The following is a 13,243-nucleotide window of genomic DNA, read 5'->3' on the forward strand; positions in this document are numbered from 1 at the left end:
ACCCGTCCCAATGCTAGTGGCGGAGCCGCTCTCCATGAGCAACCGCAGGACGCCACCCGTCTTCGCATTCATCGCCGTCTCCGGCCAGTTGCGCAAGAAGGCCGCGCTTCAAAACCTTCACCGAATGGCGGCCGGACGTCGAGATGACACCCTTGCTGCTCAGCTTGGTCATGGTGCGGGAGACGGTTTCGATCGTCAGGCCGAGATAGTCCGCGATATCCAGCCTCGTCATCGCCAGATGAACCAGCGGCTGAACGGCACCGGCCTTGAGGGCGCGCTGCAGTTCCTTCAACAGGAAGCTGCACAGCCGTTCTTCCGCGTTCTTCGTGGAGAGCAGCACCATCTGGTCCTGGGCTGCCGCCATCTCATCGGACATCTGGTTGAAGACGACTGGGCGCAGCTCCGCGGAGTTGGCGACTTCGGCCTCGAAGACCTTGCGGGACAGCCGGCGAACGGTCACCGGAGTGATGGCTTCCGCCGTGTAGATATAGTGGCTGCGGAAGGAGAGGCCGAGGATGTCGCCAGCGTTCAGGAAGCCGGTGATGACACGGCGGCCGTCGCCGAGAATGCGGAAGATCCTGAGGCTTCCCTCCAGCACCTCGAAGACGGACGTGGCCGCGTCGCCTTCGAGAAACAGGATCTTGCCCGCACTGAGATTTTCGGCCGGCAATTTCGAAAACAGGGCATGCAGGCTGTCGGGTTGTACCGCGAAGGGGCTGGGGACTGCTCTTCCCGGGTTGATCGCACTCTCGACAAACATTGCCATGTCTCCATTTGTGATGGTGACAATAAAAACGATCAACGTAACTGCCGAATGCCGGGGGTGTGACAAAGCGTGGGATCGTGTAACAGTATGTAACAAGCTAATCGATGCGCATCATGTCCGACGTAACTAATCCTCCCCATCTGCTCGTGGTCGACGACGACCCCAGAATCCGCAGCCTCCTGACCCGCTACTTCGAGGCGGAGGACTATGCCGTCACCTGCGCTGCGGATGGTGCCGACATGCACATGCAGATGCGGCAGAACCGATTCGACGCCGTCCTGCTCGACCTGTCCCTTCCCGGGGGGCAGGATGGCCTCGACCTCGCGCGGGAGATCCGCAGCCGGTCGGACGTTCCCATCATGATGCTCACCGGGCGTGACGATGTCGTCGACCGCATCGTCGGACTTGAGATCGGCGCGGACGACTACATCGCCAAGCCCTTCCACCTCAGGGAGGTTCACGCCCGGCTGAAATCCATCCTGCGCAGGCGCGGCGCGGCACCGGCTGCGAAGGAAGCACTCCGGGTTGAGGAAGAGCAGATCCTGTCCTTCGAGGGCTGGTCCCTCAACGTCAGCCGGCGATCGTTGCGCGACCCCGGCGGGCAGGAGGTCGACCTGACCACCGGAGAGTTCGACATGCTGGTCGCGCTCGTCCGCCATGCCGGACGGGTCCTCACCCGCGAACAGTTGATGGACATGACGCGCGGCCGTGCGCTCGAGGCCTTCGACCGCGCTGTCGACGCCCAGATCGTACGCTTGCGACGCAAGATCGAAGCCGATCCTGCACGGCCGCAACTGGTGAAGTCAGTCCGGGGCATTGGTTACGTTTTTACCGGGCGCGTACCGTAAGGTTGCGGCCACTGCCGGTCCGTCCGAAGGTCGTAAAGAACTCCGCCAAAGCCTTCCGGGGGCCCGCTGTCGGTTTCGAGCTGCTCCGGCGTGGCCGGCACGGAATTCCGGAACCGGATGGCATCGCACCCCTCTTCCCAGGCAAAGGCCTTGGCAAAGTTCAGCAAGTCCCTGCTGACTCCATCCTGATCCAGGAGCGTGATGGTGGCGAAGATCGGAACGTCCAGAAACCTGCCGGCATTCGCCCGCTCCACGGTGTGCATGCGGACCAGCCCCCGGATGTAGCCCCTTTCATCCCGCGCGACCGCCCATTTTCGTCTCAGCACCTCGGTTGCGGTCAGACGCTTCCATGTGGCGAAATCGAGTTCAGGTGCAACGATCTGGAGCATAGGGAAGGCTCTCGCCACGTCACCGGCCCCAAGGAACCCGATCTCCCATTTCGTCAGCATCGCCTCGGCTCCAATCCAGGGATCTCGCCGCCAAGAGCGCCGAAACACCCGCCGATTTTGGTCGGCTTGGGTCCCACACGCATTGACGCGAGTCAATATCAGTATTCGCTAATGATTATTTCTTACAGCAAAAGGAACACGGCAGGCCGGCAGGGATAATTTTGTCGCATTTGGCAGCTATAGGAAGCATCTGGAGGAAACGATCATGCCCACCGACCTGACCTTGGCGGAAGCCCTCTCGGACCCGTTGATCGGCCTGATGCTTCAAGCGGACGGGCTGGACAAGGCTAGCTTTGCCGACTTTCTGGGCAAGGCCGCACGCCTGCAGCTGGAGCAGAAGCTGACCGACCTGCAGGAGCGGCGCGCTGAAGCCTTCTATGTCCGGCTTGCGGCCCACGAAACCATTCAAGGACAGGCCAGGAGCCTGTAGCGGGAATCAACCCTTGCGGAGTGCCGGAATCGCCTTTCCTGAAGGCGTTACACCGATCGCTTCCCGGAACGCCGTGGCCGGCTGCGGACGTCCGAAACAATAGCCTTGCCCCTGCTGGCACCCGATCGCCGACAACAGTCGCCATTCAATCTCGCCCTCGATCCCCTCGCAAAGGACCGTCATCCCCAGTTGGGTCGCCAGCCCGGTAACCGCATGCACGATCGCCCTGGAAGCGGCGTCGTCCTTCAGCTTGCGCACAAATGACTGATCGACCTTCACGACATCGAACGGAAAGTCGGCAAGATAGCTCAGGGACGAATAGCCCGTTCCGAAATCGTCGAGAGCGATCACCACGCCGAGCGTCTTCAACTGCGTCATGTCCTGGAGCAGCCTTGCCGTATCCAGCGCGAAGGTCGATTCGGTAATCTCTACATGAAGCCTCGACGGCGCCAGTCCGGAAGTCTGCAGAGCGTATTGCACGTCTTGCGTGATCGTGGATCGCGCCACCTGCGCGACCGACACGTTGACTGCAATCGAATAGCGGCTCGGCCAGTCCGCCGCCTCCCGGCAGGCTTCCTCCAACACCCACCGTCCGAGATCACATATGAAGCCGTTCGCTTCGGCGATGCCGATGAACTCCAACGGCGAGACTAGCCCCAGTTCCGGATGCTGCCAGCGAAGCAGTGCCTCCGCTCCAACGATGGTGCCCGTCTTGAGGTCGACCTGCGGCTGGTAAACAAGGAAGAACTCACCCCTTTCAAGCGCCCCGCGCATGTCGTTTTCCAGTCGCCTCGTCCGCTGTAGCGTCTCCGCCTCCACAGGTGTGTGGCGCGCCCAGCCGGTTCCGCCGACCTTCTTCGCCTGATCCAGCGCGGCCTCGGCTGCTTCGATCCATGACAGCGGTTCACCGCCGACGTCGCTGCCCAGGCACGCGCCCACGCGCACGCCGATCTCGATCCTCGATCTTCCGAAGCTCACGCTTTTCGAAAAGATACGCAGAACGGCTTCGGCATAGTCTGCCAACGACCGGGTCGGGGAGACGGCAAGCCCGACACAGAAGACGTCGCCCCCCAGCCTGCCGACAACCGCGCCCTCCGGATGATCCGCGATCCTCCGCGTTTCAGCCATCAGCCGGCGGGATACTGCCTTCAGGACCAGATCGCCCGTATTTCTCCCCAAGGTGGCATTCACCATGGAAAAGCGATGCAGGTCGATGACGAAGACGGCCATCGGGCTGCCGCCCTTCGCGCATTCCTTGATGCGGTGGACCAGTTCCCGTCGGCTGAACGCCCCCGTCAGGTCATCGAATTGCGACAGCCTTCGCAGCTTTTCCTCATAGGCGTTTCTGGCGGTCACATCCTTTACGGTTATGCAGGCGACATGGGACCTGCCGTCGGGTTCGCCGTCCTTCAGCTTGGGATGCTCCAACGCCGACAGCGTCACCACGGCCTCAAACCGCTTCTTGCGGCCGCCGCACACCAGATCGAAATCCTTCACCACGGGCGCTGCGGACCCACCCGAGGCGATGAAGGCCGACACGCCTCGCCCGACGGCCGCCGCCAGTACAGGCGGCGCCCCTTTGAAGAAGTCGCTTCCGCGCTTCGGCTCCCAGTTCGGGCAGGAGAAGGCAGCGGCGGTCCGGCTGAGATCGACGATCCTGCCCTGATCATCGACGATGAAGACGGCATCGACACTGTCATTGATGACACGTCTCAGGATCCGCCTGAGGTTCCTTCTTTCCGCACTCGCAAGTTCCGCGAGAAGGGTGCTGAGACCGAGCTTCTCCCACAGAATGAACGTGACAAGGCCGACGAGCAGGATGTGGAGGGTCACCGTCGGCAACACCAGCGACCATTCCCTTTGCAGCGCGTAAGCTGCCAGTTCGGCCAAAGCTGCCAACGTTAAACCAGCCGCGGCGAGGATCTTCACGGACGGAAGCCGGCGATACGCGACGGCTCCCAGCACCAGCAGTGTCATGAAGAAGTAGGCGGGCCACGCGGTTATCTGCCGCGGCACTCTCTCCTGCACCAGCGTTTCTGCGGCCATTATGTGAAGCATGGCGCCACTCAGCACGCCGTAGACCGGCACCGGGAACAGGTCGTTGAGTTCCGTCGCATAAGCGCCGACCACGACCGATCGACCCGCCAAGACCTCGGTCGCAATGTCGCCTTTCAGAAGGCTGGCGAGCGATAGGGTTCTGACCGTGTCGGGCCTGATGGAGAAGTCGACGGAGAGGATTTCGGGCAGACGCGTGTCCGAAACCCCGGCCAGGGTCAGAGCGACAGAATCATAGCGCTCGCCGCCGATGAGTTCGAAGGCATTGAAGGAGCGGACCTGTCCCTCAGCCGTCAGCGCGACATTTGCCGCCGCCAGCCAGGCGTTGTCGGAGAGGCTTCCGATCGGCTTCGTCAGAACCGCGCCGTGGGGATCGTCGACCTGACTATGCTGCTGAAAAACCGGAAGGATTACGCCTCCACCGGCATGCATCAGCGCCTCGGAGAGCAGCTTGTCGGCTGCGGGCGTGGACGGGGTACTGAAATCTACATCGAGGAAGATGTCGGCAGCGCCCGCCGCGACGAGCCGGTCGATGATTTCAGCATGAACCGATCGCGGCCAGGGCCATGTTCCAACTTGGTCGAGGCTTTGCTTGTCGATGGCCAAAAAAACGAAGCGGCCGGACGCGGCTCGGGGAGCGTAAGCGGCTCTGAAATCGACCAGTTGATGATCCATGCGCACAACCGTGCGCGTTTCCGGCAGCCAGAACGGCAAGGATAAAAGCAGTATGCCGCACAGAAACCGGGTGACCCACCCCTTCTGGAGACTTGGCGTCGGCAAGACCTTGAACATCCGGCGCGGATCCAGGCTTTGCTGGTTCATCGTGATCAGACGGGATGCGGTGACGCGCTTCTAGCGATTGCCATTGTTGCCGTTGCCATTGCCGTTGTTGCCGCCACCGTTCCCGTTGCCGTTTCCGTTATTGCCGCCACCGTTCCCGTTGCCGTTATTGCCGCCGCCGTTCCCGTTGCCGTTGCCGTTGTTGCCGCCACCGTTCCCGTTGCCGTTGCCGCCGCCATTCCCGTTCCCGTTGCCGTTGTTGCCGCTACCGTTGCCGTTGCCGTTGCCGCTATTGCCGCCACCGTTGCCGTTATTGCCGCCGCCGTTTCCGTTGCCGTTGCCGTTATTGCCGCCACCGTTCCCGTTGCCGTTATTGCCGCCGCCGTTCCCGTTGCCGTTGCCGTTATTGCCGCCGCCGTTTCCGTTGCCGTTGCCGTTATTGCCGCCGCCGTTTCCGTTGCCGCTATTGCCGCCGCCGTTCCCGTTCCCGTTATTGCCGCCGCCGTTTCCGCCTCCGTTTCCGTTGTTGCCGTCGGATTTGCCGGAGCCGTTGCCGGAAGCGCCGCTGCCGTTGTCGCCGCGGTCGGAGTTACCGGAGGCAGGGGTACTACCGAGCGGAGCGGACGCGCCCACTGCAGGCACGGAGGCCGCCGTCGGTTCCACGGACACCACACCCGGTGCGTCGGTGATGCCGGCGACGTCCATGTTCTGCGCCCGGTCGACGCGGGCGCTCTGCCCTGGGCCGAGATTCGTACTCTGTCCTCCCGTAAAGGAGGATACCTGCACCAGGCCCCGCTCGACCGAAACCGAAGCATCCTTGTCGGTCACGGTTACGCTGAAGCTGGTGCCCTTCACCACGGCAGCAAGGAACGGCGTGTGGACATAGGTGTGAGGCCTGCTGCGCTTCTCGATATCAAGTGCCAGCTTGCCCTTCTGCTGGACGACTTCCGTCTTGCGGCTGAACAGCCCGTCGGTGGTGATGATGGCCGCCAGTGTCTGCGGCTGTATGGCAATCGTCTCCACGCCACGAGTCAGCACGGCCCGCCCCCGCGGACCTGTGGCAATCCATGCCTTGTTGGGAATGGTCATTCCCTTGCTGACAGGCTGCCATGTGTGCTTGTCGATCGTGTACTGAACCTGCTGGCTCGATCTCTCGACGAACCATTCCTCTGCAAGGGCCGAAGCGGCCGAAAGACAGAGCATCGCAAGAACGATCAGGTGGCGTGGCAATGTGAGCATGACTGGAATCCCCCGTTGGCCACAGCACAGCACCAGCTAATTAAGATTTCCTTCAAGAACCTGCGATGTTTCGACGGATCGGCGGTTTTCTCGCCGAGGATCGCACAGAGTTCAGAAAATCGCCGAAGCCAATCGCTGCTGCAGTTCCTTGAGGTCGCCTACCCTTCTCTCCATCAACTGCTCCTCCCAGGCGAGGGCAGTCCGGATGATCGCGTCGAGGTCGTCGTAGCGGGGCGTCCAGTCGAGGAGACGACGCGCCCGTGTCGCGTTGGCGACCACGTTTGCCGCGTCTCCGGCCCGGCGGGGGCCGTAGCGCACCTCGAATTCCCGGCCGCTGATCCGCGCCACGGCCTGCAATACGTCGAGAACCGAGTAGCCCCGGCCGTAGCCGCAGTTGGCGACAAGAGCCTCGCCGCCCCGGCGAAGGTAGCTGAGCGCCTGGAGATGCGCGCTGACGAGGTCGCTGACATGGATGTAGTCGCGGACACCGGTTCCGTCCGGCGTCGGGTAGTCGGTGCCGAAGACATCGACGCCGTGCCGCTGTCCGAGTGCCGCCTCGACGGCGATCTTGATCAGGTGGGTAGCGCCCTGGGTCGACAGTCCCGTCCGGCCTTCGGGATCCGCACCAGCGACGTTGAAGTAGCGGAGCGCCACGTAGCGGAAGTCATGGGCCGCCGCCGCATCGCGCAGCATCATCTCGGACATGAGCTTCGACTGGCCGTAGGGGTTCTTCGGCTGGAGGTTCGCCGATTCCAGAACCGGCGTATCATCCTGCTGCTCACCGTACACCGCAGCTGTCGAGGAAAAGACGAAGTGGCGAATCCCGGCCGCGATCGCGGCGGCGGCCAGCAGCCGTGTCTTGCTCGTGTTGTTGTCGTAGTATTCGAGCGGATGCGCCACCGATTGCGGCACCACGATCGAGCCGGCGAAGTGCATCACCGCATCGATGCTGTTTTCAGCGAAGATCTGCGCCAGGAGGTTCTGGTTGCCGATGTCGCCGAGATAGAAACGCGCCGGCGCGGGAACCGCCCAGCGGAAGCCGGTCGAAAGCCGGTCGACCACCACGACCTCTTCGCCGGCATCCAGCAACGCCCATGCCATATGACTGCCGATATAGCCGGCACCGCCGGTGACGAGAACGGCCATCGCGAGCTCCCTGCCCTTGTTCGTTGGCAGGAAGCGAAACACTGCAGCCCTTCATCATTGCTTACCGCAGCAGCATCAGCCGGTCTTTATCTCCGGACGTGGATAAGGCCGAATTGGCGGCTTCCGTAAAATTTTAACGGTCCGGCAGATGCACGTTCAAAGGCCGAGGATGTAACCCGCCAGGCGATCCGCGGCGCGCTCCACTGTCAGCCGGTCCCTTAGAAAACAGGCCCGCAGGAAGAGTTCGCCGCCCGGGCCGAAGGCCGAGCCGGGTGCCAGCGCCACCTGGACCTTGTCGACGATGTCGAGAGCGGCCTGGCGACTGTCGGCGATGCCGTCCACCTTCAGGAAAGCGTAGAGCGCGCCTTCGGGCTTGAGCGTCTCGACCCTGTTGGTGGCGATCAGCCTATCGCACAGGACGTCGCGCGACGTGCGGGCGCGCTCGACATTCTGCCGGACGAAGTCGTCCCCCTGATCCAGTGCCAGGACGCAGCCCCGCTGCAGGAATTGCGCCACGCCCGAATTGGAATACTGGATCAGGTTCTCGATGACCTGCCCCATCTCCGGCGGCGCCACCAGCCAGCCGACCCGCCAGCCGGTCATCGACCAGTTCTTGGAAAACGAGTTCGCGAAGATGATCCGGTCTCCCTCCTCCATGATGTCGAGGAAGGATGGCGCACGCGCGCCGTCGCCGTAATAGTAGAGCGCATAGATCTCGTCGGCGACGATCCAGATGCCGTGCCTGCGGGCGAGAGCGAGAATAGCGGCGAGTTCGTCCCTCGTTGCCGTCCAGCCCGTCGGATTTGACGGGGTATTGATGAACAGCGCCCTCGTCTTCGGCGTCACCAGCGCTTCCAGCTTTGCCACATCGAGGGACCAGCCGCCATTGGCGAAATCCAGCGGAAGCGCCACCGCCTTGGCGCCGCCCAGTTCGACCGCCGCGACGATGTTCGGCCAGGCCGGCGAGAGGTAGATGAGCTCGTCTCCGGGCGAGGTGAGCGCCTGGACTGCGAGCATGATGGCGTGCATGCCGGAGCCGGTGACATAGAAATGTTCGCTGGGGAGCGAGACCGAGAAGTGCCGGCGGTAATAGCGCGACAACGCCTCCCGCAGTTCGGGAATACCGCGCTGCCAGGTATAGAAGGTCTCGCCCGCCAGGAGCGCCTCGCTGGCGGCTTGATTGACGAAGTCCGGCGAAGGCAGGTCCCCTTCGCCGGCCCAAAGCGGGATAAGCCCTTCCCGGCCGCGCGCATAGGTGATCACTTCCACGATACCGCTTTCGGGCGCGGCAAGCGCTCGCGGGCTGAGCCTCTCCAATACCGACATCAAATCACTCTCCGTTCGATCGCCCTTCATAGCCCAGAGGCGATCACGAATCCCATGACAAACGGTGAGGCTGGCATCGATTCGGGTGATGGAATCAACGGGTCTTCAGGAGGTCGCGGATCTCCGTCAGCAGTTGCACGTCGGCGGGCGGTGGAGCAGGCGCTTCTTCGACCGGCTTCTTCTCTTCCGCCACCCGGATCCGGTTCACGGCCTTGACCATCAGGAAGATGATCCAGGCGAGAATCAGGAAATTCAGGATAACGGTGACGAAGCTGCCGTAGGCGAAGACCGCTCCCTGTTCCCGCGCGGCCGCCAGGGTGGGCGCCGTTACGCCGGATGAAAGGGGGATGAAGTAGTCGGAGAAATCAATGCCGCCGATGATGGCGCCCACCACCGGCATGATGATGTCGTTGACCAGTGAATTGACAATACCCGTGAACGCTCCGCCGATGATGATACCCACGGCCAAGTCGATCACGTTGCCTTTGGCAATGAAAGAGCGAAACTCGGAGACTACTGACATGACCTTCCTTTCCTGACCGACGGCACCACGCGATGATGCAGCCCCCGCTGTCCTTCCGGAGGACCACGAGCCCGACCGCCTCTTGGACTTTATGTCAAGATCGCCCTGATTTCCAAGCCTCCAGTTTTGACCTATGGTCCTGGTGAGACGCCACCGAGCGGAGAAGACATGCTTCCAGCCTGGCTGATATTCCTGTCGGCATTCGGCTACATCCTGCTGCTGTTCGCAGTGGCAAGCTACGGTGACCGCCGGAGCAGGCTGGTGGGCGTTCCGGAAGGGGGCCGTCCGGCGGTCTATGCCCTGAGCCTCGCCATCTATTGCACCTCGTGGACCTATTTCGGCGGCGTCGGCTTGGCCTCGCAACGCGGCCTGGAATTCACCGGAATCTATATCGGCCCGATCCTCGCGTTCACCCTCGGCATGCCGGTCATCCGGCGGATCGTCGAACTGGCCAAGGCCGAGAAGCTGACCTCGGTCGCCGATTTCGTGGCGGCGCGCTACGGCAAGAATCCTGCCGTGGCGATGATAGTCGCCGTTATCTCCCTGATCGGCGCCATTCCCTACATCGCCCTCCAGTTGAAGGCGGTATCGAGCTCCGTCGCGGCCATGGTCGATGCTTCCGCCTACGGGATCGGCAGCGGCAACCTCTACTTCATAGACCTCGCGCTGATCGTGACGGTGCTGATGGCCTGCTTCGCCGTGGTGTTCGGAACTCGCCACACCGACGCGACCGAACACCAGGACGGGCTGATCCTCGCAGTGGCGATGGAATCGGTCGTCAAACTGGTAGCCTTCGCCACGGTTGGGATCGCCGTCGTCTACTTCCTCTTCGACGGTCCGGCCGAACTGTGGGAACGGGCGTCCAGCAACCTGCTGGTCGCCTCCGCACTGTCCTACGAGACGCCGGCGAGCCGCTGGATCCTGTTGATCCTGCTATCCGCCTTCGCGATCATCATGCTGCCCCGGCAGTTCCACGTCACCGTTGTGGAAAACAGGACCGCGCGGGAACTGAAGACGGCGGGCTTCCTCCTCCCGCTCTATCTGGTGGCCATCAACATCTTCGTCCTGCCGATCGCGATCGCCGGGATCATCCAGTTCGGCGGGACCGGGAACGCCGATCTCTACGTCCTGCTCCTTCCGCTTGCGCACGAGATGCCGGTGGTGTCGCTGATCGCTTTCATCGGCGGCTTCTCGGCGGCCACGGCCATGGTGATCGTCGCCTCGGTGGCGCTGTCGATCATGGTTTCGAACGACATCGTGATGCCTGTCCTGCTGCGCCGCAAGCTGATGCGACGGTCCGTCCACCGGGCCGATTTCACCCAGACCCTGCTGCGGGTCCGGCGCATGGCCATCATCGGGGTCCTGATGCTGGGCTATGCCTATTACGGGGCGGCGGACACCGAATCCGGGCTTGCCTCGATAGGACTTCTGGCCTTCGCGGCCATTGCCCAGATGGCTCCCAGCCTCCTGGGCGGCCTCGTCTGGCACCGTGCGAACGCTCGAGGGGCAATCCTCGGAATGACCCTCGGCTTCCTGGCCTGGGCCTATCTTCTGTTCGTTCCCAGTCTCGGCGGCCCCAACAACTCCCACATAGCCGCGGCCGTCCTCGATTTCCTCCTCCCGGGCACGGGGCTGTTCTCCGGCGACGAGATCGATCCTCTTGTCACGGCGACCGTTTTCAGCCTGGGCGTCAACTGCATCGCCTTTATCCTTGGCTCCCTGTCTCGCAACCCGAGCCCGGTGGAGCGCATCCAGGCGGGTATCTTCGTGAAGCGCCGGCGCCGGTCACAGTTTGCGACGCGGGGATGGAAGACACGCGTCAGCGTGGGCGATCTGAAGACCGCCATCGCCCGCTATCTCGGCGAGGAGCGCATGGAACGCTCCTTTGCCAACTATGCGCAGGTGGGCGGGCGGCGGCTGGAAGACGACCAGCCGGCCGACATGGCGTTGGTTCACTTTTCCGAACAGCTTCTGGGCAGTGCCATCGGCTCTTCCTCCGCGCGGCTCGTCCTGTCGCTCATCCTCCAAAAGGCCGAGGATACCAATGCCGACACGGCCTGGCTTCTGGACCAGGCGAGCGAAGCGCTGCAGTACAACCAGGACATGCTGCAGACCGCTCTGTCGCAGATGGACCAGGGAATCGCGGTCTTCGACAACTCCTACTGCCTGACCATCTGGAACAGGCGCTTCCGCAATCTGCTCGATCTGCCGGAGCAGGCAGGCCAGGTCGGCTTCCCGCTTGCCGATATCGTGGCGATGCTGTCGGAGCGGGGCGACATCCGGCCGGAGGACCGGGGCGACGTCATCCGTCAGTTCCAGACCCTCGATGCACCCTTCTCCCTCGTCTTGGCAGGTGACAGGCGGATCATCGAGGTAAGGTCGAACGCCATGCCCGACAAGGGGATTGTCGCGACGCTCACCGACATCACCGAACGCGTCGCCGCCGATCGCGCCCTGAAGCAGGCGAACGAGAACCTGGAACAACGGGTCGAGGAGCGGACAGCGGAACTGACCCGCGTCAACCGCGAACTGGCCGAAGCGCGCGCCGCCGCGGAAGAAGCGAATATCGGCAAGACGCGGTTCCTCGCAGCCGCGGGGCACGACATCCTGCAACCGCTGAACGCCGCCCGCCTCTATTCCTCCGCACTGGTGGAGCGCTTGGGGGCCTCCGAAAACAGCGCCCTGGTCCGCAACATCGATTCGGCCCTGGAGTCCGTGGAAACGATCCTCGGCGCCGTTCTCGACATCTCGCGGCTCGACACCGGCGCCATGAAGCCGCGCATCACATCCGTGCCGATGGACGAGCTTCTGCGCCGCATCGAGACGGATTTCGCTCCGATGGCACGGGAAAGGAACTTGAAGTTCGTCGTCGTGCCGAGTTCGGTGCGCGTGCGGTCGGACGTAAACCTCCTGCGCAGGCTGGTGCAGAACCTCGTCTCCAACGCCATCAAGTACACGATCGACGGCAAGATCCTCATCGGCGCCCGGCGCCGCGGCAGCGATGTCGTCATCGAGGTGCTGGATTCGGGGATCGGCATTCCGGCGACCAAGTTCCGCACCGTCTTCAAGGAATTCGCGCGCCTGGACGAAGGGGCTCGCACCGCCTCGGGCCTCGGCCTCGGACTGTCGATCGTGGATCGCATCTCGCGCGTCCTGAACCATCCGGTCGAACTTTCCTCTACCCCCGGCAGAGGCACCATCTTCCGGGTGCGCGTGCCGCGCGACCTGGGTTCGTCCCAATCGGCGCGCGTCGCGGAGCGGCCGGAGCGGCGCCGGCGTTCCCAGCCCCTCAACGGTCTGCGGGTTCTGTGCATCGACAACGAGCCGAAGATCCTGGAGGGCATGGCCCTGCTCATATCCGGCTGGGGATGTGCCGTCGGCCAGGCGGCCTCGCTCGAGGATGTGGAGACTATCATCAAGGCCAAGGAGCCTGCACCGGAAGTCATTGTCGCGGACTTCCACCTGAACAGCGGCAATGGCGCAGAGGCCGTTCTCCGGCTGCGGGAAGCCTACGGCTCCGATATCCCAGCGCTGCTCATTACGGCAGATCGGTCGGCCGAGGTTCGGGCGGAGGCGGAACGGCACGACATCGCCCTGCAGCACAAGCCGGTGCGGCCGGCAGCCCTGCGGGCCTACCTGACGCAGGTAGCCGGCATCAAGCGGATTGCCGCCGAATAATCC

11 protein-coding genes are annotated in these 13,243 nt (G+C 63.2%); 4 read left to right on the top strand and 7 right to left on the bottom strand.

Translation table 11 applies throughout. The features are described from left to right. Positions 1 to 13 precede the first annotated feature (13 nt). Entirely contained in the window at positions 14 to 760 is a 747-nt protein-coding gene (locus RTCK_RS07585; RefSeq protein ID WP_235988609.1) for a Crp/Fnr family transcriptional regulator, read from the bottom strand. Positions 761 to 879: 119 nt separating this feature from the next. Between RTCK_RS07585 and RTCK_RS07590 the strand changes: the two genes are divergently transcribed. Further along, positions 880 to 1,614 (top strand): response regulator, encoded by a 735-nt coding sequence (locus RTCK_RS07590; protein WP_142592354.1) that lies wholly within the window; start codon positions 880 to 882, stop codon positions 1,612 to 1,614. Here the strand turns inward: RTCK_RS07590 and RTCK_RS07595 are convergent. After that, positions 1,587 to 2,063, bottom strand: a complete 477-nt coding sequence (locus RTCK_RS07595; protein ID WP_142592355.1) for a hypothetical protein — start codon at positions 2,061 to 2,063, stop codon at positions 1,587 to 1,589. The two genes, RTCK_RS07590 and RTCK_RS07595, sit on opposite strands and share 28 nt — an antisense overlap. 205 nt (positions 2,064 to 2,268) lie before the next feature. On the opposite strand from RTCK_RS07595, the gene RTCK_RS07600 reads away from it, so the two are divergent. After that, complete coding sequence (locus tag RTCK_RS07600; RefSeq protein ID WP_142592356.1) at positions 2,269 to 2,493, top strand: hypothetical protein; 225 nt, start codon at positions 2,269 to 2,271, stop codon at positions 2,491 to 2,493. A 6-nt stretch (positions 2,494 to 2,499) separates the two neighbouring features. On the opposite strand, the gene RTCK_RS07605 is transcribed toward RTCK_RS07600, so the two are convergent. Next, positions 2,500 to 5,328 carry an EAL domain-containing protein gene (locus RTCK_RS07605; RefSeq protein WP_268963122.1) on the bottom strand — a complete coding sequence of 943 codons (2,829 nt, stop codon included), beginning with the start codon at positions 5,326 to 5,328 and terminating at the stop codon, positions 2,500 to 2,502. On the opposite strand from RTCK_RS07605, the gene RTCK_RS20990 reads away from it, so the two are divergent. Next, a complete protein-coding gene (locus tag RTCK_RS20990; RefSeq protein WP_268963123.1) occupies positions 5,276 to 5,404 on the top strand; it encodes a hypothetical protein in 129 nt (42 codons plus the stop codon). The genes RTCK_RS07605 and RTCK_RS20990 overlap by 53 nt on opposite strands. Here the strand turns inward: RTCK_RS20990 and RTCK_RS07610 are convergent. The 4 genes from RTCK_RS07610 to mscL form a co-directional block, all read right to left on the bottom strand. Continuing rightward, positions 5,401 to 6,567, bottom strand: coding sequence for a FecR domain-containing protein (locus tag RTCK_RS07610; RefSeq protein ID WP_142592358.1), 1,167 nt, complete (start codon positions 6,565 to 6,567; stop codon positions 5,401 to 5,403). The genes RTCK_RS20990 and RTCK_RS07610 overlap by 4 nt on opposite strands. A gap of 111 nt (positions 6,568 to 6,678) precedes the next feature. Beyond that, positions 6,679 to 7,713 (bottom strand): UDP-glucose 4-epimerase GalE, encoded by a 1,035-nt coding sequence (galE, locus tag RTCK_RS07615; RefSeq protein WP_142592359.1) that lies wholly within the window; start codon positions 7,711 to 7,713, stop codon positions 6,679 to 6,681. A 156-nt stretch (positions 7,714 to 7,869) separates the two neighbouring features. Beyond that, positions 7,870 to 9,039, bottom strand: coding sequence for a pyridoxal phosphate-dependent aminotransferase (locus RTCK_RS07620; protein WP_142521876.1), 1,170 nt, complete (start codon positions 9,037 to 9,039; stop codon positions 7,870 to 7,872). A gap of 94 nt (positions 9,040 to 9,133) precedes the next feature. Further along, on the bottom strand, positions 9,134 to 9,562 hold the full coding sequence (mscL, locus tag RTCK_RS07625) for a large conductance mechanosensitive channel protein MscL (protein WP_142592360.1): 429 nt from the start codon (positions 9,560 to 9,562) through the stop codon (positions 9,134 to 9,136). Positions 9,563 to 9,730: 168 nt separating this feature from the next. Between mscL and RTCK_RS07630 the strand changes: the two genes are divergently transcribed. Next, the gene (locus RTCK_RS07630; protein ID WP_142592361.1) at positions 9,731 to 13,240 is read left to right on the top strand and encodes a PAS domain-containing hybrid sensor histidine kinase/response regulator; all 3,510 of its coding nucleotides are present in this window, start codon (positions 9,731 to 9,733) and stop codon (positions 13,238 to 13,240) included. Positions 13,241 to 13,243 lie beyond the last annotated feature (3 nt).

It is taken from the genome of Pseudorhizobium endolithicum, from assembly GCF_902153245.2.
Lineage (GTDB): Bacteria > Pseudomonadota > Alphaproteobacteria > Rhizobiales > Rhizobiaceae > Neorhizobium > Neorhizobium endolithicum.

Coding starts and splice junctions, on each gene's coding strand:
- RTCK_RS07630 (WP_142592361.1), top strand. CDS start 9,731: ATGCTTCCAGCCTGGCTGATATTCCTGTCGGCATTCGGCTACATCCTG.
- RTCK_RS07590 (WP_142592354.1), top strand. CDS start 880: ATGTCCGACGTAACTAATCCTCCCCATCTGCTCGTGGTCGACGACGAC.
- galE (WP_142592359.1), bottom strand. CDS start 7,713: ATGGCCGTTCTCGTCACCGGCGGTGCCGGCTATATCGGCAGTCATATG.
- RTCK_RS07600 (WP_142592356.1), top strand. CDS start 2,269: ATGCCCACCGACCTGACCTTGGCGGAAGCCCTCTCGGACCCGTTGATC.
- RTCK_RS07595 (WP_142592355.1), bottom strand. CDS start 2,063: ATGCTGACGAAATGGGAGATCGGGTTCCTTGGGGCCGGTGACGTGGCG.
- RTCK_RS07610 (WP_142592358.1), bottom strand. CDS start 6,567: ATGCTCACATTGCCACGCCACCTGATCGTTCTTGCGATGCTCTGTCTT.
- RTCK_RS07585 (WP_235988609.1), bottom strand. CDS start 760: ATGTTTGTCGAGAGTGCGATCAACCCGGGAAGAGCAGTCCCCAGCCCC.
- RTCK_RS07620 (WP_142521876.1), bottom strand. CDS start 9,039: ATGTCGGTATTGGAGAGGCTCAGCCCGCGAGCGCTTGCCGCGCCCGAA.
- mscL (WP_142592360.1), bottom strand. CDS start 9,562: ATGTCAGTAGTCTCCGAGTTTCGCTCTTTCATTGCCAAAGGCAACGTG.
- RTCK_RS20990 (WP_268963123.1), top strand. CDS start 5,276: ATGCCGCACAGAAACCGGGTGACCCACCCCTTCTGGAGACTTGGCGTC.